At 70.0% G+C, this 24,952-nt stretch carries 24 protein-coding genes; 11 read left to right on the top strand and 13 right to left on the bottom strand.

The annotated features are described in order from the left end of the window. The first annotated feature begins 196 nt into the window (after window positions 1-196). Window positions 197-1,513 (top strand): MFS transporter, encoded by a 1,317-nt coding sequence (locus ACSEEN_RS04510; RefSeq protein WP_440712444.1) that lies wholly within the window; start codon window positions 197-199, stop codon window positions 1,511-1,513. Window positions 1,514-1,580: 67 nt separating this feature from the next. Here ACSEEN_RS04510 and ACSEEN_RS04505 read toward each other — a convergent pair whose 3' ends face one another. The 4 genes from ACSEEN_RS04505 to ACSEEN_RS04490 form a co-directional block, all read right to left on the bottom strand. Next, window positions 1,581-1,757: a hypothetical protein gene (locus tag ACSEEN_RS04505; RefSeq protein WP_440712443.1), complete on the bottom strand. Its 177-nt coding sequence runs from the start codon at window positions 1,755-1,757 to the stop codon at window positions 1,581-1,583. 133 nt (window positions 1,758-1,890) lie between these two features. Further along, the gene (locus ACSEEN_RS04500) at window positions 1,891-2,238 is read right to left on the bottom strand and encodes a hypothetical protein (RefSeq protein ID WP_440712442.1); all 348 of its coding nucleotides are present in this window, start codon (window positions 2,236-2,238) and stop codon (window positions 1,891-1,893) included. A gap of 207 nt (window positions 2,239-2,445) precedes the next feature. Beyond that, complete coding sequence (locus ACSEEN_RS04495) at window positions 2,446-3,600, bottom strand: CaiB/BaiF CoA transferase family protein (RefSeq protein WP_440712441.1); 1,155 nt, start codon at window positions 3,598-3,600, stop codon at window positions 2,446-2,448. A 21-nt stretch (window positions 3,601-3,621) separates the two neighbouring features. Beyond that, the gene (locus ACSEEN_RS04490; RefSeq protein WP_440712440.1) at window positions 3,622-4,818 is read right to left on the bottom strand and encodes an acyl-CoA dehydrogenase family protein; all 1,197 of its coding nucleotides are present in this window, start codon (window positions 4,816-4,818) and stop codon (window positions 3,622-3,624) included. A 143-nt stretch (window positions 4,819-4,961) separates the two neighbouring features. Here ACSEEN_RS04490 and ACSEEN_RS04485 point away from each other — a divergent pair, with 143 nt between their 5' ends. The 4 genes from ACSEEN_RS04485 (at window position 4,962) to ACSEEN_RS04470 (ending at window position 9,410) form a co-directional block, all read left to right on the top strand. After that, window positions 4,962-6,173 carry an acetyl-CoA C-acetyltransferase gene (locus ACSEEN_RS04485; protein ID WP_440712439.1) on the top strand — a complete coding sequence of 404 codons (1,212 nt, stop codon included), beginning with the start codon at window positions 4,962-4,964 and terminating at the stop codon, window positions 6,171-6,173. Window positions 6,174-6,291: 118 nt separating this feature from the next. Then, window positions 6,292-7,377 (top strand): NAD(P)H-dependent flavin oxidoreductase, encoded by a 1,086-nt coding sequence (locus ACSEEN_RS04480; RefSeq protein ID WP_440712438.1) that lies wholly within the window; start codon window positions 6,292-6,294, stop codon window positions 7,375-7,377. A gap of 42 nt (window positions 7,378-7,419) precedes the next feature. Continuing rightward, window positions 7,420-8,487, top strand: a complete 1,068-nt coding sequence (locus ACSEEN_RS04475) for a 2,3-butanediol dehydrogenase (protein ID WP_440712437.1) — start codon at window positions 7,420-7,422, stop codon at window positions 8,485-8,487. Between the two features lie 722 nt (window positions 8,488-9,209). Beyond that, the gene (locus tag ACSEEN_RS04470; RefSeq protein ID WP_440712436.1) at window positions 9,210-9,410 is read left to right on the top strand and encodes a hypothetical protein; all 201 of its coding nucleotides are present in this window, start codon (window positions 9,210-9,212) and stop codon (window positions 9,408-9,410) included. A 41-nt stretch (window positions 9,411-9,451) separates the two neighbouring features. Here the strand turns inward: ACSEEN_RS04470 and ACSEEN_RS04465 are convergent, their stop codons facing one another. Genes ACSEEN_RS04465 through ACSEEN_RS04445 form a run of 5 tightly spaced genes read right to left on the bottom strand, consistent with a single transcriptional unit; the run spans window position 9,452 to window position 13,546 of the window. Further along, entirely contained in the window at window positions 9,452-9,907 is a 456-nt protein-coding gene (locus ACSEEN_RS04465; RefSeq protein WP_440712435.1) for a MaoC family dehydratase, read from the bottom strand. Between the two features lie 22 nt (window positions 9,908-9,929). Further along, entirely contained in the window at window positions 9,930-10,808 is an 879-nt protein-coding gene (locus ACSEEN_RS04460) for an HTD2 family dehydratase (RefSeq protein WP_440712434.1), read from the bottom strand. A gap of 2 nt (window positions 10,809-10,810) precedes the next feature. After that, a complete protein-coding gene (fabG, locus tag ACSEEN_RS04455) occupies window positions 10,811-11,554 on the bottom strand; it encodes a 3-oxoacyl-ACP reductase FabG (protein ID WP_440712433.1) in 744 nt (247 codons plus the stop codon). Between the two features lie 31 nt (window positions 11,555-11,585). After that, entirely contained in the window at window positions 11,586-12,374 is a 789-nt protein-coding gene (locus tag ACSEEN_RS04450; protein ID WP_440712432.1) for an HpcH/HpaI aldolase/citrate lyase family protein, read from the bottom strand. Beyond that, entirely contained in the window at window positions 12,371-13,546 is a 1,176-nt protein-coding gene (locus ACSEEN_RS04445) for an acyl-CoA dehydrogenase family protein (protein ID WP_440712431.1), read from the bottom strand. The genes ACSEEN_RS04450 and ACSEEN_RS04445 overlap by 4 nt, the downstream gene beginning before the upstream one ends. 132 nt (window positions 13,547-13,678) lie before the next feature. Between ACSEEN_RS04445 and ACSEEN_RS04440 the strand changes: the two genes are divergently transcribed. From ACSEEN_RS04440 to ACSEEN_RS04425, 4 genes are read left to right on the top strand one after another with little or no spacing between them, the layout of a single operon-like run. Then, window positions 13,679-14,503: an enoyl-CoA hydratase/isomerase family protein gene (locus ACSEEN_RS04440; RefSeq protein ID WP_440712430.1), complete on the top strand. Its 825-nt coding sequence runs from the start codon at window positions 13,679-13,681 to the stop codon at window positions 14,501-14,503. Beyond that, the gene (locus ACSEEN_RS04435) at window positions 14,500-15,636 is read left to right on the top strand and encodes a CaiB/BaiF CoA transferase family protein (RefSeq protein WP_440712429.1); all 1,137 of its coding nucleotides are present in this window, start codon (window positions 14,500-14,502) and stop codon (window positions 15,634-15,636) included. Before ACSEEN_RS04440 ends, ACSEEN_RS04435 begins: the two co-directional genes overlap by 4 nt. 56 nt (window positions 15,637-15,692) lie before the next feature. Next, the gene (locus ACSEEN_RS04430; protein WP_440712428.1) at window positions 15,693-17,132 is read left to right on the top strand and encodes an aldehyde dehydrogenase; all 1,440 of its coding nucleotides are present in this window, start codon (window positions 15,693-15,695) and stop codon (window positions 17,130-17,132) included. Between the two features lie 31 nt (window positions 17,133-17,163). Next, entirely contained in the window at window positions 17,164-18,372 is a 1,209-nt protein-coding gene (locus tag ACSEEN_RS04425; protein ID WP_440712427.1) for a CoA transferase, read from the top strand. Between the two features lie 70 nt (window positions 18,373-18,442). Here the strand turns inward: ACSEEN_RS04425 and ACSEEN_RS04420 are convergent, their stop codons facing one another. Continuing rightward, window positions 18,443-19,612 (bottom strand): YncE family protein, encoded by a 1,170-nt coding sequence (locus tag ACSEEN_RS04420; protein WP_440712426.1) that lies wholly within the window; start codon window positions 19,610-19,612, stop codon window positions 18,443-18,445. A gap of 116 nt (window positions 19,613-19,728) precedes the next feature. After that, window positions 19,729-20,358 (bottom strand): DUF1697 domain-containing protein, encoded by a 630-nt coding sequence (locus ACSEEN_RS04415; protein ID WP_440712425.1) that lies wholly within the window; start codon window positions 20,356-20,358, stop codon window positions 19,729-19,731. A 172-nt stretch (window positions 20,359-20,530) separates the two neighbouring features. Between ACSEEN_RS04415 and rnhA the strand changes: the two genes are divergently transcribed. Continuing rightward, window positions 20,531-20,977 (top strand): ribonuclease HI, encoded by a 447-nt coding sequence (gene rnhA / locus ACSEEN_RS04410; protein ID WP_247865509.1) that lies wholly within the window; start codon window positions 20,531-20,533, stop codon window positions 20,975-20,977. 10 nt (window positions 20,978-20,987) lie between these two features. Here rnhA and ACSEEN_RS04405 read toward each other — a convergent pair whose 3' ends face one another. Further along, window positions 20,988-21,803, bottom strand: a complete 816-nt coding sequence (locus ACSEEN_RS04405) for a MerR family transcriptional regulator (protein ID WP_440712424.1) — start codon at window positions 21,801-21,803, stop codon at window positions 20,988-20,990. 55 nt (window positions 21,804-21,858) lie between these two features. Here ACSEEN_RS04405 and ACSEEN_RS04400 point away from each other — a divergent pair, with 55 nt between their 5' ends. Continuing rightward, on the top strand, window positions 21,859-22,128 hold the full coding sequence (locus ACSEEN_RS04400; protein WP_440712423.1) for a hypothetical protein: 270 nt from the start codon (window positions 21,859-21,861) through the stop codon (window positions 22,126-22,128). Window positions 22,129-22,243: 115 nt separating this feature from the next. On the opposite strand, the gene ACSEEN_RS04395 is transcribed toward ACSEEN_RS04400, so the two are convergent. Continuing rightward, window positions 22,244-24,916 (bottom strand): multicopper oxidase domain-containing protein, encoded by a 2,673-nt coding sequence (locus ACSEEN_RS04395; protein WP_440712422.1) that lies wholly within the window; start codon window positions 24,914-24,916, stop codon window positions 22,244-22,246. Window positions 24,917-24,952: the final 36 nt, after the last annotated feature.

Raw genomic sequence — 24,952 nt, 5'->3', positions numbered from 1 at the left:
GGGGTGCGCGTCACGCGCCCCCCGATACGGCGCATCCGCGCTGCTCGGAGGCGGTCCCCGTCGGACGAGGCGAATCTAACGATGCGCTTGAAAATAATCTAATAAAACTGTAGAAACGTGAGGGAAACCACTGTCTGCCTCGACCGGAGAGATGAATGAACGACGACCCGACGCGTGCCCGCCCGGCGGTGACCGGATGACCGCCCCGACCGCCACGAGGGGACCCCGGCTGCGCCCGTATCAGCTGGCGTCCCTGCTGCTGTGCATGGTGCTCAACATGCTCGACGGCTACGACATCTTCATCATGGCGTTCGCCGGGCCGCACCTGCCCGACGGCTTCGCGAGCGACCGGATGCTCGGCTGGCTGATCAGTGCCGCGCTGGCCGGGCAGGCCGTCGGTGCACTCGGCATGGCGCGTTTCGCCGACATCATCGGCCGGCGCAGGCTCCTGCTGATCGCACTGACACTGAACACCGCGGGCCTGGTGGCCTCGGCGCTATCGGTCAACGCGTGGATGCTCATGGGCTGCCGGTTCGTCACCGGCATCGCGGTCGGCATGATCACCGTGGTCGCCGTGGTGCTGGGGCAGGAACTCGCCCCGAAGAACGGGCGCAGCCTTGCGGTCGGTCTGGTCGTCGTCGGATATCCGCTGGGCAGTACCGTGGCCGGCTTGTCCGCCGCGGCGCTGCTCGAACTGGTCGGCGGTGCCTGGCAGGGCATGTTCTGGGTGGGTACCGGGCTGAGCGTACTGATCGCGCTGATCGCCTTCGCGTTGCTGCCCGAGTCGGTCGCCTTCCTGCATCGCCGGGGTACCCCGGAGTCCCGGCAGCAGGCCGCCGATCTGGCGCGGCGGCTGGGGCTGGAGGATCTGGGCGGCGATGCCCCCGAGTCGGTCACCGCGCACGACACGCTGCCGCGGTCGCGGCTGCTCGGCCGCGACCTGTGGCTGCGCACCGTCCTGCTGTGCACGGGCTACTCGCTGCTGACCGCCGGCTACTACTTCGTCGGCACCTGGACCCCGAAACTGGTGACCAAGGTGAGCGACGAGGCGGCCGGCACTGCGGCCGGGCTATGCATCTCCATCGGGACCCTGGTGGGCGCCTTCGTCTTCGGCATCCTGGGGATGTGTTTCCGCGCCAGCGCGTTCGCCGTCGTCAGCGCGATCGTCGGCGCGGTCACGGTCGCGATATTCGCGTTCGTGCCGGGCAGCGGGGTGGCCTATGCGCTCGCCGTGCTCCTGGGCATCGCGGTCTTCGGGTGTATCACGGCGTTCACCGCCGCGTCGACCTTCCTCTATCCGATCGATGCCCGCGCCTCGAGCTACGGAACCATGAACGGCGTCGGCCGGCTCGGTGCCGTACTGGGTCCGATCATCGCCGGCTACGCGGTCAACGTCCTGTCGGTCAAGGGCACCTACCTGATCGCGGCGATCCTGCTCGCCGGCGCGGCGGTCGCCGCGATCGCGATCGATCGCACTGTCCGGGCGGGGACCGAAGAAGCCGCGGTGGTCTGACCCCCGGTGGTCTGCCGTGCCGAAGCGCGCGCCGAGCGCGTCCCGGTACGGCGCACCCGCCGGACGGTCAGGCAGCCGACCTGCGGAGTGAGGTCTTGTCGAGGCGCGAGAACGTCCCGTCCGCGGTCACCTCGACCAGCTGCGGGAAGTGGACCTTCAGCTCCCGCCCGTCGACGCCGAGCACGGCGCTGCATCGGCAGGAGAAGCCCTTCTCCGTCCGCCCGAAGCCCGGGACGTCGAACACCGGCGCCGTCAGACGCCGTACCGCTCCATCGGCGTCAGTACCGTTGCGGGGACGGATCGCCACCGGTCGCCGTCGCCGTGCCACACACGCGCGCACCGAGCACCGCGCGCGGCGGAAGTGGTGGACGTGATTCTCAGCTGAGCGCGGCGACCTGGGAGCCGAGGTACTCGCGGATCCCGATCACGCGGCCGTCGCCGTCGACGTCGACCAGCTGGAGCAGATCGACCCGGACCGGATAGCCGTCGACCGACATCTCGGCGCGGCACTGGCAGAGGAAGCCGCTTTCCGTCCTCACGAAGCCCCGCACGTGCACCTCGGGAGCGCCGTCGTCGGTGGCGAGCCCGGCGAGCGTCTTCACCGCGTCGGGGAGGGGACCGGGCCGGTCGGCCGTCCAGGCCGGGAAACCGGCGAGGGCGGCCCGCCAGGAGGCGATCGCGGTGTCGATGGCGGATTCGGGGGAAGGGGCGAGTGCGATGGACATCGGTCTACTTCCTTGCAGTCGTGCGTGCTCGCCTTCACTCTGCTGGGGGACACCGGGCGCCGACTGTCCAAGGTTTCGGGCATCTTGCAGGCCACGCACGACGGCGGGCCGTCACCGACTCGGTGACGGGCCGCCGGGTGTGCCCGCGCGAAGCTGCGTCAGACGGGCTGTGCCGCAACGGGGATCGGCCCGCGGGCCGGGTTCGGGTCAGGGGGCGTCGACCACCGCGCCCGCGGCGACGAGTGCGTCGATCTCATCATCGGAGAAGCCCCAGCCGGCGAGGACCTCGCGGGAGTGCTGACCCGGGTGCGGGGCCGGCCCGGCGATCGCCGCGGGGGTCTTGCCGAAGCGCGGGGCGGGGGCCGGCTGCACGATGCCGTCGTGCTCGACGAACACGCCGCGCGCGGTGTTGTGGTCGTTCACCCGCGCCTCGGCCAGCGTCAGCACCGGTGAGTAGCAGGTGGCCAGGTCCGCGAAGACGCCGTCCCATTCGTCGCGGGTCTTGGTACTGAAGACCGCCGCGAACCGGGCGCGCATCTCCGGCCAGCTGGACCGGTCGCCCTGTGCGGGCAGCTTGTCGAGCGTGAAGCCGAGCGTCTCGACCAGCACCTTGTAGAACTGCGGCTCGTTGGCGGCGATGGCGACGAACCGGCCGTCGGCCGTCTCGTAGGTGTTGTAGAAGGGCGCGCCGCCGTCGTGCCGGTTGTTCTCCCGCTCGTCGGTCCACATCCCGAGCTGGCTCATGCCGTGCACCATGGCGCCGAGGAGCGAGGCACCGTCGAGCATGGCCGCGTCGACCACCTGGCCCACGCCGGTGCGCTGTGCCGACAGGATGCCGGTGACCACGCCGAAGGCGAGCAGCAGCCCGCCGCCGCCGAAGTCGCCGACCAGGTTCAGTGGCGGCATCGGACGATTCTTCGGCCCGATGGTGTGCAGCAGGCCGGTCAGGGCGAGGTAGTTGATGTCGTGCCCGGGGGTCGTGGCCAGCGGGCCGTCCTGACCCCACCCGGTCATCCGGCCGTAGACCAGTCGCGGATTGCGGGCCAGGGCCGCATCCGGGCCGATGCCCAGACGCTCGGCGACGCCCGGCCGGAAGCCCTCGATGAGCGCGTCGGCGCCCTCGGCCAGCGTCAGCACGGTCTCCACGCCCTCGGGGCTCTTCAGATCGACGGCCAGCGACTTGCGGCCGCGGCGGTTCGAGAAGTCGATCGGCGTCGGGCTGTCCGGTGTGTACGCCCGCGCGTGATCGGCGCGGTCGACGCGGATCACCTCGGCGCCCATGTCGCTGAGCATCATCGCGCACCACGGGCCGGGGCCGATCGAGCCGACCTCGACGACCTTGATTCCCTCCAGGGGTCCCATCTGTGTCTCCTCGACTCGTCGTCAGAGCTTGTAGTTCTCGAGCAGGCGGCGGCCGATGATCATCCGCTGGATGTCCGCGGTGCCCTCGCCGATCAGCAGCATCGGGGCCTCGCGGTAGAGGCGCTCGATCTCGTACTCCTTCGCGAAGCCGTAGCCGCCGTGGATGCGGAAGGCGTCCTCCACCACGTCGCGGCAGTACTCCGAGGCCAGGTACTTGGCCATGCCCGCCTCCAGGTCGTTGCGCTGCCCGGCGTCCTTGATACGGGCCGCACGGACCACCATCTGGTGCGCGGCCTCGACCTTGGTGCCCATCTCGGCGAGCCGGAACAGCACGGCCTGGTGCTGGGCGATCGGTTTGCCGAAGGTCTCGCGCTGCTGCGCGTACGACGCACCCAGCTCGAACGCGCGGTGGGCGACACCGACGCCGCGTGCGGCGACGTTCACGCGGCCCACCTCGACGCCGTCCATCATCTGGTAGAAGCCGCGGCCCGGGGTGCCGCCGAGGATCTCGTCGCCGGAGATGGTGAACCCGTCGAAGATCAGCTCGGTGGTGTCGACACCCTTGTAGCCCATCTTCTCGATCTTCCCGGGGATGGTCAGGCCGGGCGCGACCTCGCCGAAGCCCGGGGTCTTCTCCACCAGGAAGGTCGTCAGATTCTGGTGCGGCTTCTCGCCACCGACGCCGGGGGTCCGGACCAGCACGGCCACCAGCGACGACGACCCGCCGTTGGTCAGCCACATCTTCTGGCCGTTGATCGTGTAGCCGCCGTCGCCGTTGTCCGTGGCCGTGGTGCTGATCGCGGCGACGTCCGAGCCCAGGGCCGGCTCGGACATGGAGAAGGCGCCGGTCAGCTCGCCGGCGGCCAGCCGTGGCAGGTACTTCCGCTTCTGCTCGTCGGTGCCGTGCTGCAGCAGCAGGTAGGCGACGATGAAATGGGTGTTGACGATGCCCGAGACGCTCATCCAGCCGCGGGACAGTTCCTCGACCACCAGCGCGTAGGTGAGAAGGGATTCGCCCAGTCCGCCGTACTCCTCGGGGATGGTCAGCCCGAAGATGTCCATCTCCTTCATCTTCGCGACGATCTCGGTGGGGTACTCGTCGCGATGCTCGAGTCCGGTCGCGACCGGGATGATCTGCTGGTCGACGAACTCGCGAACGGTCGCGAGGATGTCGCGCTGGACGTCGGTGAGGTCGGCGGTCTCGCACAGGCGGGGCATGGGGGTCCTTCCGGGGTAGCGTCGAAAACCCGTGGTCCGAGTCTCCGAATCTCTTGTCCTGATAAATAATATAATCTACAGTTACGTTAGAAACATCGTCTACCGTGGATTTTCTTCATCTTCGGCCAAGAGAAAGGCGCGCGATGCGCGAAGCCGTCATCTGTGAACCCCTGCGCACCCCGGTTGGACGATACGGCGGGATGCTCGCCTCGGTGCCCGCCGCGGAGCTCGCCGCGGCCGTCGTCAAGGCATTGGTCGAGCGCACGGGCATCGCGAGCGGCGACATCGACGACGTCCTGTTCGGCCAGTGTTATCCCAACGGTGAGGCGCCGGCGATCGGCCGTATCGCGGCGTTGGATGCCGGACTGGACGTCCGTGTCCCCGGCTTGCAGCTGGACCGGCGCTGCGGCTCGGGCCTGCAAGCCGTGATCGACGCCGCCATGCGCGTGCAGACCGGCGTCTGCGACCTGGTCCTGGCCGGCGGTGCGGAGAGCATGAGCCAGGCCGAGCACTACGCCCTGGGTCTGCGTTTCGGTCTGCGCGGCACCGACACCACCCTGATGGACCGCATCAACCGCGGCCGCGTGACCTCCGGCGGCAAGTTCTACCCGGTCGAGGGCGGCATGCTGGAGACCGCGGAGAACCTGCGGAAGGACTACTCGATCACCCGCGAGGCGCAGGACGAGCTGGCCTATCAGTCGCATCGCCGCGCCGTCGCCGCCCACGAGGAGGGCCGGCTGGCCGACGAGCTGGTCCCGGTCACCGTGAGCACCCGGAAGGGCGACGTCGTCCGCGATCGCGACGAGCATCCGCGGCCCGACATCTCGCGCGAAGCGCTGGCCGGAATGAAGGCCGTGCGCCGCCGGATCGATCCGGACTCGACCGTCACCGCGGGCAACGCCAGCGGCCAGAACGACGGCGCCGCCGTCTGCATCGTGACCACCCGGGAGGAGGCCGAGCGGCTCGGTCTGCGGCCGCTCGCCAAACTGGTCACCTGGGCCGTCGCCGGTGTCGAGCCGGACCGCATGGGTATCGGGCCGGTGCCGTCGACCGATCTGGCGCTCGAGCGGGCCGGACTGACCTTCGGTGACCTCGACCTGATCGAACTCAACGAGGCCTTCGCCGCGCAGGTCCTCGCCTGCACCGCCGCGTGGGGCCTGGGCGACGGTGACCTGGCCAGGATGAACGTCAACGGCTCGGGCATCTCGCTCGGTCACCCGGTCGGCGCGACCGGCGTCCGGATCCTCGCGACCATGCTCCGCGAGCTGGACCGCCGCGGCGGCCGATACGCGCTGGAAACCATGTGCATCGGCGGCGGCCAGGGTCTGTCCGCCGTGTTCGAGCGCACCGCCTGAACCCCCTGCCCACGACGGTCGCGCGAAGTCGAGACCACACCCATGACGGTCGAGCGAAGTCGAGACCACACCCATGACGGTCGAGCGAAGTCGAGACCACCGAACTGAAAGTAGAACCATGGCAACTCTGAAGACCGATCTCTGCGACCTGCTGGGGATCGAATACCCGATCCTCCAGGCCGGCATGGGCGGGGTGGCCTTCGGGCCGCTGGCCGGAGCCGTGTCCAAGGCCGGCGGCCTGGGGACCATCGCCGCGATCTCGCCGACCCCGGCCGTGGTCGAGGAGCACATCAAGATCGTCCGCGGCATCACCGACAAGCCGCTGTGCGTCGACATCGGCTTCCCGCCGCGCGCCCCGCAGAACCCCGAACCCGTTCCGGCCGACGAGGTCCCGGACCCGATCAAGGAACTCGAGGCCGAGGTCCGTGCCCTCGGCGTCGACGTGACGCCGGTCGACGACAAGGCCATGGGCATCGAGGACGCCAAGGAGAAGATGGCGATCTGCGAGAAGTACGGCGTGGAGGTCATCGCCTGCGCGCTCGGCACGCCGGCCTGGGCCGTCGAGCACGCGCACAGCTGGGGCGCCAAGACCATCTCGATGGTCGGCATGGCCAAGCACGCCAAGCGCGCGATCGAGAACGGCACCGACATCGTCGTCGTGCAGGGCACGGAGGGCGGCGGTCATACCGGCGACGTCGGCCTGATCACCCTGCTGCAGGAGGTCCTGGAGTTCTCGACCGTGCCGGTCGTCGCGGCCGGTGGCCTGGTGACCGGTGCTCAGATCGCCGGAGTGCTGACCCAGGGAGCGCAGGGTGCCTGGATCGGCACCCGGTTCATCAACACCGAGGAGTCCAGCGTCGGCCGCAACTACAAGGAGTCGATCGTCGAGGCCGATCACGACACCACCGTGCGTGAGCTGATCTTCGACGGCCTGTACGTGCGTCAGCTGCAGAACCGGTTCACCCAGGTGTGGAAGGGCCGGATGGATCAGCTCCTCGGCTACCCGCGGCAGCGGGTCGCCATCAGCCCGGTGCGTTTCGCGGCGGCCGCCGCCGACCTCAAGGACCAGCAGGCGCTGCCGGCGGGTCAGGGGTCGGGTCTGATCAAGGACATTCTGCCGGCCGGTGAGGTGCTCGAGCGCCTCGTCGCCGAGACCGTCGAAGCGCTGGCCGCAACCGCGGGCCGGGTCACCTTCGCGTCGTAGCCGTCCGTACCGGTCGCGACCGCTGAACAAGAGGAGAACGCAATGAAAGCTGTCCGCTACTACGGCAAGGGCGACGTCCGGGTCGAGACCGATGTCCCCGAGCCCGAGCTGCGACCGGGCGGGGTGCTGGTGAAGCCGGCCTTCACCGGCCTCTGCGGGTCGGACCTGCACCTGTACTACAACGGCGCCATCCCGCCGGCGCCGCCGAGCACCACGCAGGCGCACCCGGTGACCGGCGAGACCCTGCCGATCATCCTGGGCCACGAGTTCTCCGGCACCGTGGTCGCGGTCGCCGACGACGTCGACGGCCTGAAGGTCGGTGACAATGTCACGATCGACCCGGTCAGCGGCTGCGGAGAGTGCGACGCCTGCCGGGCGCAGGCCTACAACACCTGCGGACAGATGGCATGCCGCGGTATCTCCGGGGGCGGCGGCGGTCTCTCCGAGCTCGTCTCGGTACCGGCCGGCTGGGCGCACCCGATCGGCGACATTCCCCTCGACCAGGCGGCGATGTTCGACCCGCTGTGCGTCGGCTACCACGGGGTCCGCAAATCCGGCGCCACAGCAGGTGACGTGGTGCTGGTCGGTGGCGCGGGCCCGGTCGGTCTGCTCACCGCCGCGGTACTCAAGGGCATCGGCGCGACGGTCATCGTCAGCGAGCCCACCGCCAACCGCCGCGCGGCGGCCGAGGGCGCGGGCATCGCCGACCGGATCGTCGACCCGGCGGGCGAGGACCTGCAGGCCGTCGTCGCCGAACTCACCGACGGCCGGGGTGCCGACATCGCCTACGACTGCGCGGGCGTCGAAGCCGTCATCGACGACCTGCTGAACGCGCTCCGCGCCGGTGGCCGGCTGGAGATGCTCGCCGTGTATCCGGAGGCCCCGAAGATCAACCTCCTCACCGTGCTGTTCAAGGAACTCGTCATCGAGGGCTCGGTCGGCTACGACCACCACGCCTTCCCGGGCGCCATCAAACTGGTTCAGGAGGGCAAGATCGACCTCGCCCCGTTCATCACCGCGCGGATCAAGGCCGACGACTTCGTGAAGGACGGACTGGAGTTCCTGGAGGAGCACAAGGACGCCCAGATCAAGATGGTCGTGGAACTGTAGGCCGTCCGGCGGCGCGATCCTGGTCTTTCGCCGGGCGATAGCAGGGACCGCGCCGTCCGCGCCGCGGAATCGGAGTTGTCCACAGGACTCGGTTCGCCGCGCCCGCGACTCGTACGGGCCTGTGGACAGTCGTTCGACAGGGCCCGCTGGTGCCGGAATGCTTCCGGTCATGACATCGAACACGCCTCCGGACGCTGACGCCGGCGGCCCAGGCAGGAGCGCCGCGCAGCCGCACGATGCGCTGATCCGGGACATCCTGGGCAACCCCGAGGACGCCGCCTCGCAATTCCGGTCGTGCGCTACCTCAACCGCCCGTTGAGCCGATCGAGCCGCAAGGCGAGATCGAGTCGAAACGCACCCCCGACCGCCGAAAGTCGCTTCGACTCGGTCGGGCCCCGGAGGGCCGACCGGCTCAACGAGCTATCGAAACGGAGTTCGGCTATCAGGGCTCGAGGCTGTTCAACGGGCGGCCGGGTTGCGGGCCCGGGACCTGACGACCACGGTCAAACTGACGTTCTTCGCTTTACGGCGTGGCCCGGGTGATCCGGACTTCACGCGGTGGCTCCTCGACTGGGGCCCGGAGATCCGGGAACTCCTCGACGCGGGTAAGCAGCGCCAGGTGGCCAGGATTTTCACGTATCTTCAAATTGTCAGCACCACCCCGCGGGAACGATTCGGAAGAGGCCGCCGCCACCATCAGCCCCGAAGCAGAGGACATCGCCATGACCACCGGACAACAACTCATCGCCGAAGGACGCGCCGAGGGACAGGCGGATCTACTCCTGAAAGCTCTCGAGTTCCGGTTCGGCTCCGTCGATGACCAGTCCCGTGCGCGTGTGCGCTCTGCGACCCCCGAACAGATCGTCACCTGGTACCACCGCCTACTCAGCGGCGCCGACAGCGTCGACGACGTTCTCGGCTGAGCGGGCTCGACCCGGCAGCGGCGCACCGGTGCCGCGGCGGCTCAGGGCGTGACGACCACCAAGGATTCGGCGACCAGGCACGGCTTGGCGGCACCGGTCACGGTCGCCACGTACTTGACGGTGAGCATCGCGCCGGCCGGGGACTCGGCGATGTCGATGATGGAGGCGGTGGCGGTCAGTTCGCTGTCGACCGGCACCGGCGACGGGAAGCGCACCTTGTTGCAGCCGTAGTTCACCCGGGCGCCACCGAACCGCATCTCGTAGAGATCGGCGCCGAAGAGAGGCAGCAGCGACAGCGTCAGGAAGCCGTGGGCGATCGTCGTACCGAACGGGCCCGCGGCCGCGCGCTCGGGGTCGATGTGAATCCACTGGTGGTCACCGGTGGCGTCGGCGAACGCGTTGATCCGCTCCTGGTCGATGACGATCGGCGTGCTCGGGCCGATGTCCTCGCCGAGTGCGGCGCGCACCTCGTCGAGGGAAGAGAAGACTCGTGTCATTGTCCGTTGCTCCTTGCCGGGGTCAGTTCAGGGTGAGGTCGAGCACCGTGCCGGCGCCGCCCTCGACGCCCGCGGGTCCGAAGAGTTCGACGGTCTTGCCCGCCGCGGTGCGCTGGGCGCGCAGCGTAGCGGTCTGACCGCAGAACAGCGGTGCGGCGTTGCGGTGGGTGAGGGCGGTGACGGTCTCGGCGTCGCCGGAGAGCCGATGCGTCTCGGCGAGCGAGAGCGTCATCAGCGGTCCGTGCACCACCAGGCCAGGGTAGCCTTCGACGCCGGTCGCGTACGGCCAGTCGTAGTGGATCCGGTGCGCGTTCGCGGTCGCCGCGGAGAACCGCATCAGCAGAGTCGGATCGGTGCGGAAGTCCCAGGCGCCGTCCCCGGCGGGATCGAGCGGTGGGCCGGCCGGAACCATCGCCGCGGCCGTCTCGGGAGCCGGGCGAGCGCCCGGCGCCGGAGTGGCGGCCTCGCGGTAGATGAGGTTCTGCTTCTCGGTGACCGCGGGCGTGCCGTCCGGTGCGTACAGCACGGTCGACGTCACCACGATCGTCAGCTTGCCGCTGCGGCCCGACTTCTCGGTCACCGACTCGACGACGGCCTCGCGGCGCACCGTGTCGCCGACCCGAAGGACGCCGGTGAACGCGACCGAACCCCCGGCGAACATGCGGCGCGGCAACTCGATCGGCGGCAGGAACGACCCGCGGAACGGGTGCCCGTCGACGGACAGCTGCGACGACACGCTCCAGCGCGGGAGCGCTACCCAGTGCCACAGCGGCGGCAGCGGATCGCCCGGCGCGGGAGCGGGCAGACCGTCGTCGAACAGCGCGGCGAGAGCGGCGACCGGTGCCGGGTCGAGCAGTTCCTCGGTGACGACGGTGTGCGGCTCCCAGGCGGTGTCGCTCATGCTCACATGTACCGTCCGCCGGTCACTTCCATGACGGTGCCGGTCATGTACGACGACAGGTCCGACGCCAGAAAGAGCGCGACCTTGGCGATCTCGTCGGGTTCGCCGGCGCGGCCCATCGGGATCTCCGCCATCTTCGAATCCCACGCCTTCTGCGGCATGGCCTCGGTCATCGCGGTGCGGATCAGGCCCGGCTGGATCGCATTGATGCGCACACCCTTGAAAGCGACCTCCTTGGCGGCGGCCTTGGTGAGACCGACGATGCCGGCCTTGGCGGCCGAGTAGTTGGTCTGGCCGATGTTGCCGACCTTGCCGGAGATCGACGACATGTTCACGATCGCGCCGCTGCCCTGCTCGCGCATCACCGCGGCGGCGGCCCGGGTGCCGAGCCAGGTGCCCTTGAGGTGCACGTTCATCACCTGGTCGAAGTGTTCCTCGGGCATGTTGCGCATCGTCGCGTCGCGGGTGATCCCGGCGTTGTTGACCATCACATCCAGCGAACCGAACCGGTCGATCGCGGTCGCGATCAGGGCGTCGACGTCGGCGGACGAGGTGACGTTCCCCGCGACGCCGACGGCGACGTCCTCGCCCAGCGTCGCCGCCGCGGCGGCGACGGCCTCGGCGTTCATGTCGCCGAGCACCACCCGGGCGCCCTCGGCGACGAAGCGTTCGGCGATCGCCAGCCCGATGCCCTGCGCGCCGCCGGTGATGACCGCGGTCTTACCCGCGAGCAGTCCTTCTGCCATGAGATTCTCCTGTTTCACAAAGGGTTGGGGGTCATTCGCCGGCGCGGGCCAGCAGGCGCTGAGCGCGTTCGACGACCGGCTTGTCCACCATCGCACCGTCGACCTTCGCGACGCCCGTGGCGTCGACGGCGGCGACGATCTTCCGCGCCCACGCCAATTCTTCCTCGGTCGGGCGGAAGGCCGCACTGACCGGGGCGAGCTGTCGCGGATGGATGCAGAGCTTCCCGGCGAAGCCGAGCCGGCGCGCGTACGCGGTGTCGGCGCCCAGCCGCTCGGCGTCGTCGATCGCGGCGGTGACGCCGTCGATCGGCCCGGTGAGCCCGGCGACCGCCGAAGCCAGCACCACACCGCCGCGGGTCGCCGTGAGCGCCTCGGTGTCGGCCGGGTCGACGCCGAGCTGCGCGGCGAGGTCGAAGGTGCCCAGGGCGAGGCGTACGACGCCCGGGGTGGTCGCCAGGACCGGGGCGGCGAGGACGCCGACCGCCGTCTCGATCAGCGCGATCACCGCGTGGTCGCGGCCGATCGGTGCGAGGGTCTCCCGGTACTCGGCCTTGGGGACCACGATCGCGGCCGAAGTTCCGGCGAGCGCCGCGAGATCGTCGTCGTGCCAGTCGGTGCCCGCCGCGTTGATCCGCACGGCACAGTCGTGCTCGGCGGCCCAGCGGGCGACGTTCTCCCTGGCCGCCGCCTTGTTCTCCGGCCGGACCGCATCCTCGAGATCGAGGACCACCAGATCGGCCCCGGCCGCGGCGGCCTTGGCGAACCGCTCGGGGCGGTCGCCCGGGACGAACAGCAGCGTGCCGGCGTCGGCCGCGCTCACTTGGCCTGCTCCTTCTTCGCGGTGCGGACGAGGCCGCCGCCGATGATGAGGCGCTGGATTTCGCTGGTGCCTTCGTAGAGGCGGAGGAGGCGGACGTCGCGGTAGATGCGTTCGACGGTCATTTCGCGCATGTAGCCGCTGCCGCCGTGGATCTGGACGGCTTTGTCGGCGACGGTGCCGACCATTTCGGTGCAGAAGAGTTTGGCGACCGAGGGCGCGATCCGTCGGTCCTGTTCCAGGACCCACTTCTGGGCGGCGTCGCGGACGAGGGCGCGGCCGGCCATGATGCCGGTCTGCATGTCGGCGAGGTGGGCCTGGACGAGTTGGAAGTCGCCGATGGCGGTGCCGCCCTGGGTGGTGACGGCGGCGTGGCGGAGGGATTCGTCGAGGGCGCGTTGCGCGGAGCCGACGGCGAGGGCGGCGATGTGCACGCGGCCGCGGGCGAGGGAGGTCATGGCGGCTTTGTAGCCGGTGTCGACGTCGCCGCCGACCAGGGCGGAAGCCGGTACGCGCACGCTGTCGTAGTGGACGTCCGACGTCCAGGCGCCCTGCTGACCCATCTTCTCGTCGTGCGAGGCGACGGCGACGCCGGGCGTATCGGTGGGGACCAGGAAGGCGCCGATGCCGGGACCGTTCTCGTCGGCCGGGCGGACGCGGGCGAAGGTCACCAGCAGATCGGACAGCGCCGCGTTGGTGATGAAGCACTTGGCGCCGTCGATCACCCAGTCGCCGTTCTCCTGCTGCACGGCCTTGGTGCGCAGGCCGGCGGGGTTGGAACCGGCGCCGGGCTCGGTGAGCGCGAACGAGGCGACCACCTCGCCGGAGGCGATCCTCTCCAGCCAGTCCGCCTTCTGCTCGTCGGTGCCGAAGTTGACGAGGACCTGCCCGGCGATGCCGTTGTTGGTGCCGAACATCGAGCGCAGCGCCAGGGTCGTGTAGCCGAACTCCATGGCCAGCTCGACGTCCTGCGACAGGTTCAGGCCGAGGCCGCCCCACTCCTGTGGAATGGCGTAGCCGAACAGGCCGATGTCCTTCGCGGTCTGCCGGATGTCCTCCGGGATCGCATCGGTGTCGGCGATCTCGCGTTCGCGGGGGATCACGCGGGTCTGGACGAACTCGCGCACCGCGTCCCGGATCTGCTCGAAGTCGTCGTCGCTGACCTGCTGGGTCATCCGTACTCCTGGGTCGAAGGGGTGTGGCGCACTTGAAACATAATATATTCTAGGCCATGGTTGGCCCGATATGTGAGCCACGCAACCACATTCTCTGTGCGAAAACGCCGGTTCGGAAGGGCGGAAGACAAGGTGACGACATACGAGGAATTCTCGACCCTCCGGGTCGAACGACCGAGCGAGGGCGTGCTGCAGGTGGTCCTGACGGGACCGAACCTGCATGCCGTCGGACCGCAGGCACACGCCGACCTGGCCGACGTCTGGCCGGTGATCGCCCGCGACGAGTCGGTGCGCGCGGTGATCATCCGCGGCGAGGGCGAGAAGGCGTTCTCCGCCGGCGGCAGCTTCGACCTGATTCAGGACATGACCGGCGACTACGCCGGGCGCACACGGGTGCTGCGGGAGGCCCGCGATCTGGTCCGCAACCTCATCGACCTGCCGCAGCCGCTGGTCGCCGCGATCAACGGCCCCGCCGCCGGCGCCGGGCTGGTGACCGCGATGCTCGCGGACATCACCATCGCGGGCCGGAAGACCAAGATCGTCGACGGCCACGTGCGCCTCGGCGTCGCCGCCGGCGACAATGCCGCGCTGACCTGGCCGTTCTTCGCCGGAATGCCCAAGGCGAAGTATCACCTCCTGCTCAACGAGCCGCTGACCGGCGAGGAGGCCGAGCGCATCGGCATGGTCTCGATGTGCGTCGACGACGACCAGGTGCAGGCGAAGGCGCTGGACGTGGCGCAGCGCCTGGCCGGGGGCGCGACCACCGCGATCCAGTGGACCAAGCACGCGATGAACAACTGGTACCGGCAGAACTGGGCGATCTTCGACGCCTCGCTCGGCTACGAGTTCTACGGCTTCGGCGGGCCGGAGGTCGCCGAGGGCGTCACCTCGCTGCAGGAGAAGCGCGACCCGGAGTTCCCGGCGCCCCCGGCCGTCTTCGAGCGGCCCGAACGGTGAGCAGACCGCTCGACGGCATCACCGTCGTCAGCATGGAGCAGGCCATCTCGGCGCCGCTCGCCACCCGCCACCTCGCCGACCTCGGTGCCCGCGTGATCAAGGTGGAGCAGCCCGGCCTCGGCGATTCCACCCGCCACTACGACACCGTCGTTCATGGCCTCGCCGCGCACTTCGTGTGGCTCAACTACGGCAAGGAGTCGGTCGCGCTCGACCTCAAGAGCCACGACGACCTGGCCCTGCTGCGTCGTATCCTCGGCGATGCGGACGTCTTCGTCAGCAACCTCGCGCCGGGCGCCCTCGACCGGCTGGGGCTGGGCCTCGACGGTCTGCACAACCGCTACCCGCGGCTGATCATCGTGGACGTCTCCGGTTACGGCAAGGGCGGCCCGGCGGATCACAAGCGGGCCTACGACCTGCTCATTCAGGCGGAGGCCGGGTCGTGCGCGATCACCGGCTTCCCCGGGCAGCCGGCCAAGCCCGGCATCCCGATCGCCGACGTCGGTACCGCGATGTACGTCTACTCGACGATTCTGGCGGCCCTGTACGAGCGGGAGAAGACCGATGCCGGTGCGATCATCGAGATCGCCATGCTCGACGTCGTCGCCGAGTACATGGGCTTCGCGCTGAACCAGGTGATCCACACCGGCACCGAGTCCGAGCCGGTGGGCATGGGCTCGCCGATGATCGCGCCCTACGGCGCGTACCCCACCGGGGACGGGCAGACGGCGGTGCTGGGTACCACCAGTGACCGCGAGTGGCTTCGCCTCATCGAGATGGTCGGGCGGCCCGAACTGGCCGGCGTCGAACATCTCGCCCGCAACGAGGACCGCGTCAAGGCTCGCGCCGAGGTCGACGAGATCGTCGCGGCCTGGTGCGCCGAGCACACCCTCGCTGAGATCCAGGACCTCGCCGACCAGGCGGGCATCGGCAACGCCCGCTACAACAAGGTGGCCGACCTGGCCGAGCATCCGCAGCTCAAGGAGCGGAACCGCTGGCGCGAGATCCAGACTCCAGGTGGGCCGGCCCCGGCCCTGCGCCCGCCGGCGCTGGCCCGGCACTGGGAACCCGGCGCGGGAGCGGTGCCCGCCCTCGGCGAGCACACCGACGCGGTACGCGCCGAGTTTCAGTCGTGACGACCCGCACAATCTAATAGTCTGTTAGAAGATTCTCTCGTGACCTAGGAGGCGTCATGGCCGACGACCTGTACCACCGTTCCACTCTCTTCATCGACAACGAGTTGGTGCCCGCGCACTCGAGTGCGCGGATCGACCTGATCAACCCGGCCACCGAGGAGGTCTTCGGGCAGACACCGGACGGGGACGCGACCGACGTCGACGCCGCAGTGCGGGCCGCGGCGGCGGCGCTTCCGGCCTGGTCCGCGCTCGCACCGGCCGAGCGCGGGGATCGTCTCCGCGCGCTGGCCGACGCGTTCGAGAAGCGGCTCGACGCGGTCGCCGAACTGGTCAGCACCGAGAACGGCACGCCGATCGGCCTGGCGAAGGCCATGCAGACGATGGTGCCGGCCAACTACCGCTACTTCGCGGGGCTGGCCGACGACTTCGTGCCGGAAGAGACCCGCACCACGATGACCGGCGACGCCGTCATCACGCGCGAACCGGTCGGCATCGTCGGGGCGATCGTGCCGTGGAACGGCCCGCAGCCGCTGATCGCGTGGAAGATCGGCCCGGCTCTGGCGGCCGGCTGCACCGTGGTGATCAAGCCGGCCGCGGAGACCGGCCTGGACGCCTATCTGCTGGCGGAGGCCGCGGTCGAGGCCGGCTTCCCCGCCGGGGTGATCAACGTCGTGACCGGCGGGCGGGAGACCGGCGCCGCGCTGGTCGAGCACCCGATGGTCGCGAAGATCGCCTTCACCGGGTCGACGGCGGCCGGCCGCGCCATCGCCGAACGGTGTGCCCGCGACTTCAAGCACGTCACCCTCGAACTCGGCGGGAAGTCGGCGGGCATCCTGCTCGACGACGTGGTGCTCGACGACTTCGCGCCCTTCGTCATGTCGGCGTGCACGCCGAACACCGGCCAGACCTGTCGCGCCCTCACGCGTATCCTCGCGCCGCGCGAGCGCTACGAGGAGGTGACCGGATTCCTCGCCGAGACGATGCGGAACATCCCGCTCGGCGAGCCCGGCGATCCGAAGAACTTCTACGGCCCGCTGGTCAACAAGGCACAGTACGACCGGGTGACCGGCTACCTCGAACTCGGCAGGCAGGAGGGCGCCCGCGTGGTCACCGGCGGTGGCCGGCCGTCGGACTTCGACAGGGGCTACTACGTGGAGCCGACCGTGTTCGCCGACGTCACCAACGACATGCGGATCGCCCGGGAGGAGATCTTCGGGCCGGTCGTCGTGGTGATCCCGTACGACACGATCGACGAGGCCGTCGAGATCGCCAACGACTCCGACTACGGCCTCGGCGGCGGCGTGTTCTCGCCGGATGTCGAGAAGGCGACCGCGGTGGCCCGGCGGATCGTCAGCGGCACCGTCGGCGTGAACAGCGCGTCGTTCCCGATGGACGCGCCGTTCGGCGGGGTCAAGAACAGCGGTATGGGCCGCGAGCTCGGTCCGAACGCTCTGGACCCGTACCTGGAGTACAAGACCATCTTCCGCGCGGTCTGACCGCCGGGGAGAACGAGGAGAGACCGCCCGCATGGCCTACGACCGCCCGCTCGCCGGGGTCCGCATCATCGAATTCGCGAGTTTCGTCGCCGGGCCGTCGGCCGGCCTGGCCCTCGCGCAACTGGGCGCGGAGGTCATCCGCGTCGACCCGCTCGGCGGCAATGCCGACTACCGCCGCTGGCCGCTCTCCGAGCGCACCGGGGAGAGCCTCTACTGGAACTCGCTCAACCGCGGCAAGAAGTCGGTGACGCTCAACCTCCGCGAGCCGGCCGGCCGCGACCTGCTGCTCGGGCTGGCGACCGCACCGGGGCCGGATGCCGGCATCGTCGTCGACAACGCGGTGGGCCGTGCGTGGTTCTCGTACGACGCGCTCCGCAGCCGCCGCGAGGACGTGATCTCGGTGCGCGTCGAGGGCCGGCCCGACGGTGGTGCGGCCGTCGACTACACGGTGAACGGGGCCAGCGGGGTGGCGAACATGACCGGTCCGCAGTACTCGGTGGCGCCGGTCAACCACGTCCTGCCGGCCTGGGACTTCCTGTGCGGTCAGGAGGTGGTCAGCGGGGTGCTCGCGGCGCTGCGCCGCCGGGACCGCACGGGTGCCGGGGCGCTGGTGCAGGTGGCGCTCTCCGACGTCGCGATGGCGGCGGTCGCCGACCTCGGCTGGTACTCCGAGGCCGCCGAGCGCGGCGACCGCGCGCGGCACGGCAATCACCTGTACGGCAGCTTCGGCGTCGACCTGGTGACCGCCGACGGCGACCACATCATGATCGTCGCGCTGACCCCGCGGCAGTGGCAGGCACTCGGCACCGCGACCGGCACGACGGAGGTACTGGCGGCGCTGGAGACCTCGCTCGGCGCCGACTTCGCCACCGATGAGGGCCGGTACGCGCACCGCGAAGTGATCGAGGCGGTTCTGCGACCGTGGTTCTCCGGGCACTCCACGGCGGACGTCCAGGCGGCGCTGACCGCCGCCGGCGCGCTCTGGGGGCCGTACCGGACGCCGGCCGAGGTGGCCGCCGGCTTCGCCGCGGCCCCGGGCGACGAGCCGGTGCTGACCGCCGTCGACCAGCCCGGCGTCGGCGAGGTGATCTCGGCCAGCTCCCCGTTGCGGATCGATGAGGAGTACTCCGGCTCGGTTCCGGCCACCGCGCTGGGCGCCGACACCGAGGCCGTGCTGGCCGACGTGCTGGGGCTCGACGACGCCGAACTGGACCGTCTGCGCGCTGCCGGGATCCTCTGACCGGACGAGACGACGATCGGCCCGGCACCTCCTGAGAGGAGCCGGGCCGATCGTCGTCGATGTGCGCGGGTCAGCGCAGCGAGCGGACCTTCCAGATGCGGTCGACGCCGCGGTTCTGGGTGTAGCCGCCGTCGAGCACGATGCTCGACTTGTCGATCACCAGGAAGGTGTTCGGCTTCCACGCCAGCAGCTGGTTCGGGGCGAAGCCGGTGGTCAGCAGGCGAGAGACGCCGAGGGTGTTCTGATCGATCACCGAGATGTAGCCGGCGAAGTAGTTCGCGGCGTACAGCTTGCCCTGGAAGATGATCATCGAGTTGGTGCCCGGTCCGGTCACCAGGTCGGTGATGTGGGCGCCGGTCCGCAGGTTGTAGACCTGCACCAGGCCCTTGTAGAGGTTGTTCACGTACACGCGGTTGTGCGCCTTGGACACCTCGACGCTGCCGTGCCCGTCACCGCCCTGGTGGGTGTTCCACAGCACCTTGGTCTTCACGGCGCCGTTCTCGCGGGTGATCCGGAACTGGGTGAGGCTGGAGTAGTACGAGGCGACGGTGATGGTCGCGCCGCCTGCGCTGGAATCGGTGACCGCCATGCCGGCCGCGAGCTGCTTCCCGGCGCCCGGCTGCTTGGCCCGGCCGACCTCCTGCAGGGTGTTCAGGTCGTAGATGACGATGCCGCCCGGTTCGGACGCCGAGACGATCGCCAGGCCGAGGTCGTCGGCGAAGACGATGCCGTGCGCGTGGTTGACGCCGGTGAAGGTCTTGAGCAGCTTGCCGCTGCCGGTGTCCCAGACGTTCACCTCGCCGGTGGTGGCGGCCGTGGTCCACACGGTGCCGCCGCGCTTCGGCACGCCGATGTCGTACTGGGCGTTGACGGTGCCGTGGCCGCCGGTGTTCGACGCCTTCGGCATCCGGATGCGTTTCTGCACGCGCATCGTGTTCGGATCCACCTTGAGGATCGACGACTCCTTGGCGCCCTCCAGCGGCGACACGTTGGTCAGCCACAGGCTGCCGGTCTTCTGGTCGATCGCGCCGCGATAGTTACCTTTACCGACGTTGTAGCCGGTGATCTGGTAGCCCGGCTGCTGCGGCACCACCGGTGCGGGCAGCGATTCCCAGTGGCGGGCGGCGGAGTCGTGCTGCGGCGCGGCGTGGGCGGACGGTGCCGCCAATCCACCGGCTCCCAGCGTCAGGGCCAGTGCGGCGGCCGGAACAAGTGCCTTCAGGCGAGAGGTCGTAATCATCGGAGTGTCTCCTCGTGGGGCGCCCGAATCCCCGACCCGGGCGAGTCGTACCGCGTGTCACACTAGGCCATCAGCCTTCGGTAAGGCTAGCCATAGGATTCAGTGAGAAAGGAAGATCACTGCGTCGTGGACGCCGCCGTGGCGAGGTCGATGAGCTTGGCGACGGTGCGCAGGTTGCGGGCCGTCCCCGGGTAGCCGAGGCCCTTGGCGATCGCCGGCGGGGTCAGCTTGGTCTTGCCCGCCCCGCCCGGGTACGCCAGATGCAGGTCGTCGCCGATCACCGCGAGCAGTTCCCCGGCGCCGAAATCGCGGGCGACGAATTCCGCCGCCCGCGCCGGATCCGGGGTGCCCGCGAGGAAACAGATGTGTGCCGACGGCGCCTCCGGATAGTCCGGCGGCGTGCCGAACGGATAGGCGGCCAGGGCCTTCTCTAGCTGATCGGCGCTCCGGGAGATCACTTCCCGGAAGAACCCGAATTCCTCCTCGACGGCGCGCTCCAACGCGCGCTCGAAGCCTTCCGCCGCTCGCTGGGTGCCGTCTTCCGGCCCGGGGGCGTTGTCGTCCGGCCGCTGAGCAGCCCGTCGAAGGGCGGGAGGCACGCAGATCAGATTGCCCGACGCGATGTACGTCGAGACGGCGGTGGCGCCCAGCTCGGTCGCGATCTCCCGAAGCCGGGCCATCGGCAGCTTGGCGCCCCCGACGTTCACGGCGCGGAAGAGGTAGACGCGGGGCTCGTCGTCGGACATGTCCCCAGGTTTCCACGGCCGGTCACTCGGCGTCCACGGTGGTCGTGCTTCGGTGGGCTCGGTACCCGCGGAACCCCCGACGGCCGCCCTTCGGCCGCGCGTCGTCGCAAGCTCCGCCACGCCTGCTCAGGACCCGCGGGCTCGGCACCGTTCACCGGTAATCTGGTCCCCCGTGAGCGACGCGGTGGTGGAGATCTCGACAGACGGTGCATGCCTGGGCAATCCCGGTCCGGGCGGCTGGGGTGCGGTGCTCCGCTACAAGGGCACCGAGAAGCAGCTCTCCGGGGCGGAGCCGGACACCACCAACAACCGGATGGAGCTGCAGGCCGCCATCGAGGGCCTCGCCGCGCTGACCCGGCCGTCGACCGTGGTGATCTACACCGACTCGGTGTACGTCCGGGACGGCATCACCAAGTGGGTGGCCGGCTGGCAGCGCAACGGCTGGAAGACGGCGGCGAAGAAGCCGGTGAAGAACGCCGAGCTGTGGCAGCGCCTGGTCGACGAGGAGAAGCGGCACACGGTCGAGTGGCGGTGGGTGAAGGGCCACAACGGCGACCATTACAACGAGATCGCCGACACGCTCGCCACCAGCGCGGCCCGCACCCTCCGCGACGGCTGATCACGGGTCGTCATCCGCGGTCGTCGAGCCCCCCGCCGGAGTCGTGCCCGCCGCGTCCGTGCCGCGAGTGCGAAGCAGGGTCGGCGTCGTCGGCTCGCAGGCCGGCGATCCGCTGCGAAGTGAGCTCGTCGAGACGTTTCCAGGCGGGACTTCCGACGCTCTGATGCGCAGTCAGGAGATCGACGATCTCGGGCGCTACTCCGCGGAAGTCGTCGAGGTCGGAGGGAATCACCATGCGCTGGGCGAGTTTCGCCGACGTCTCGGCGAGGTGATCGAGCCGGGGATCGTCGGGTTCCCAGTCGTAGGCCGCATCGTGGGTGCGGAGCATGGCGATGTACTCGTCGTCGTCCAGCAGCGTGGCGTGGGACCGCAGGACGGTGCGGGTGATGTCGGGTGCGACGGCGAAGCCGAGGATCCAGCCGTCCCGGGCGGCGTGTTCGTAGCGCTCGGACAGTCCGATGCCGCGCAGGCGGTCGAGGTATTCGGTGGCCTCGCGTGGCAGGCAGAGACGATCGGGCCGATCGAGGTCGCGGAGCCGGATTCGGCGTTGCCGGAGGCTGCGGATGTGGTCGCGCAGTTCGGCGTCGATCCGGTCGATCTGCTCGGCGGCGTCGTCGGCGTTCAGCACGTCGGGGATCCGGGCCAGCGGGACGCCGGCGCGGGCGAGAGTAACGATGCGTGCCAGGTCGATGACGGCCTGCGCGCCGTAGCGCCGATACCCGGAGCCGTCCCGCTCCGGTTCGGGCAGCAGTCCCTTGGCGTGATAGACGCGGATGGCCTTGGTCGATACGCCGGCCTGGGCGGCGAGCTGCCCGATGGTAAGCACCTGTCCATTGTCGCGCTTGACCTTGCCCCTAGGGCAAGGTCGGATACTCGATGTCATGACCGATCACGACGTCGATGAAGACACGCTCCGCGCCCTCGCGGACGACGGTAACGAGACCGCGCTGGACCGGCTCGCCGATCTCGCCGATGCGCGGGACGACCTGAGCGCGCTGTCCGAGCTGCTCGACGAGGGTTGCGAGCACGCCGGCCGGCTGTTGACGCGTCGCGCGGTGTACAGCCGAGACCTGCGTGAGTTGCAACGGTTGTCTGATGCGGGCAGCCCGGAGGCGGGCGCGGAGCTGAAACGGCTACTCGGCGAACGGTGACGGCGGCGCGCGGTCACCCTCTGCACCGTGCCCGCACGACGACGGCACTCCGGCCGCTCACGCGGCCGTATCCGGCACGTGGACCGTCAGGGCGCCGTCGTCATGCGGGGCGGCTTCACTCCGTCACGACGATCTTGCCTATCGCGCCGCGGTCGCCGTCGACCATGCGGTGATTGAGGAAGGTATAGGTGCCGGGCTCGGCGAAGGTCATCTCCACGAAGCCGCCCTGGGCGGGCTGCAGGGCCAGCGCCTGGGAGCCGCCGTGCGCCGGATCGCCGGGTGGCAGCAGGTACGCGCCCTCGGAGTACACGACGTCGAACTGGGTGCCGATCACGTGGAAGGCGAGCGGGGCGTTCGGTCCGGCGTCGAGCACCCACATGCGGATGCGGTCGCCGACCTTCGCGTGCAGCGGCCGGTAGACGTACTGGTTCGCGTAACCGTTGAACATGGCCAGGTCGGGGGTGTTCGCGGCGACCTTGTCGGCGTCGACCGGATCCCCGTTCGCGCCCAGATAGGCCTCGGCCTGGACGAACAGGTACTCCGCGGAGACGGGGGCGAGATCGGGCGGGTCGATCACGACGGCGCCGTACATGCCGGCGGCGAGGTGCGCGGCCATCGGGGCGGTGGCGCAGTGATACAGCCAGATACCGGTGTGCTCGGCGCGGAATCGGTAGACCAGTGTCTGACCGGGGCCGATGTCGCGCATGTTCTGGTCGGGACTCACCATCCCGGCGTGGAAGTCGACGGAGTGCGCCATGGTGCCGTGGTTCACCAGGGTCACCTCGAAGACGTCGCCGAGCCGACCGCGCAGGGTCGGTCCCATCGGCTTGCCGTTGTACGTCCAGACCGTCTGCCGCACGCCGGGTGCGACCTCGGCCTGGCCCTCGGTCACCTCGAACGTCACCCGATGCAGCGTGCCGCCGGGCGCCGGTGCGAGTCGTGCGTCGCGGGCGGTGAAGCCCGGGCCGGGCTGCTTCTGCAGGTCGATGACGGGCGGGCCGCCGTGACCGGAATGCTGGTCGTGCGCGGTCGCGCCGCCGTCGTCAGCGGTGCCGCCGCTGGTCCGGATGTGCAGGACCATGCCCTGCTGGCGGTGTCCGACGATCGAGCACCAGCCCTCGATCGACCGGCCGATCACCCCGGCGTCGACCTTCGCGGTGGCGCCGGGCGCGATGCGGCCGGTGGTCGCTCCGGTGGCGAGAACCAGGTCGTGCACCTGGGAGTCCTTGTTGGTCACCTCGATCACCAGCCGATCGCCGGCCGGGACGGAGATGGTGTCCGGGGTGAACCGCATGCCCACCGCGGCGATCTTCGCGGTGGTGGTGTGGCCGGTCGGGGTCACGCCGCCGGCCGCGTCCGTGATCTGCCCGCCGCTGCCGCCGCCGAGGGCGAGACCGACCGAGACCACCAGGGCGAGCGCGGCCGCCGCGGCGACGGCCTGCAAGCCGAGCTGCGGTGTTCGGGGCGCTCGTGATTCCGGTGCAACGGGGATGTGCGAGCCCGACCGCGATTCCACCGGTTCCGGCTCGGCGAGCGCCTTCCGGGCCGTCATGGCGGCGCGCGCCGCCGCGATCATGATCGGCAGGAACATGATGAACGCCAGCATCACCAGCGACGACACCGCGACCTTGACCCAGCTGTCGAGCGGCAACAGCCACAGCACCAGGCCGCCGTTGATCACCAGCACCCGCCACAGCCACCAGCGGTCCATCCGGGCCTTCCCGGCGGCCGCGACCGGACCCGGGTGGTTCCTGAGCGGAGTCGAAGGGCCCATCATCGTCGGCATCAGATGGCTCATCACGCCGAACAGCAGCTGTCCGGCGAACCCGGCGAGGAACCAGACGGTGAGCAGGGTGATGCGGGCGGTCACGAACGGTCCGGTGACCAGCGTCGTCGCGTACGCGATCAGCGAGCCGAACAGCCACAGCAGGGCGGCGCAGATCGACGCCGGGGCGTAGCCGCGCGGCGGATTCGCCAGTGCGGCGGGCACGAACGGTCCCGTGACGATCAGCCACCCGGCCAGGTACACGCCGATCCCGGCGGCGGCGAGCACCGGGTGGTCGCTCAGCGCGCCGGCGATGGTGATCGCGATACCGGTGGGCAGCACGACGAGTGCGTACGGCCGACGTCGTTGACCGAGCTTCGCCGCGCCGAGCAGCCGCGGGAACATCAGCATCAGTACCCCGGCGGCGGTGATCCCGAGGAAGCCGAGGATGTTGAGCGCCTGGTGGGTCACCAGGAACCCGGCCTGCTCCGGATCGGCGAATCCGTAGGCCAGCGCGACCCCGAATCCGGCGCCGACCGGCAGCAATGACGCCGCGACCACGAAGAACCACGCGTTGAGCGCGTTCTCGGCCGGCCCCTCGCCGGCCGCCTCGCGATGCCGCTGCGCCTCCACGATCAGCCGCGCCAATGCGGCGCAGTGCCAGGCGACCACACCGCCGATCACGATCGCCCCGGCCATGGTGACCGGCCACCACGCGCCGAGCATGCCGACGATGGTCACCACGAGCCCGGCGTTGAGCGCGTAGATCCGGGCGAGTTGCCGGGGGCGTCGTGCCTCCGGCAGCGGATAGCCGAGGAAGCGTTCGGCGAGGGTCTGGGACCAGAGCACGATCGAGTTGGTCACCAGCCCGATCGTGAAGACATGCACCAGCAGCCACCGCGCATCCGGCAGCGCCCAGTGGGCGAGCCCGATTCCGATCAGCACCACCATCCACACGCGCACCGGCAGGCCGGCCAGTCGGTGCCAGCTCTTCGGGCGACGGCGGTCTGCGGGAGTACTCACTCCTCTGATATTACGGAGGAGCATTCCGCTAAATCA

The organism is Gordonia marina, from assembly GCF_052036135.1.
In the GTDB taxonomy this organism is placed as follows: Bacteria; Actinomycetota; Actinomycetes; order Mycobacteriales; family Mycobacteriaceae; genus Gordonia.
The sequence above is the reverse complement of the archived record's forward strand: the minus strand, read 5'-3'. Positions and strand labels throughout refer to the sequence as shown.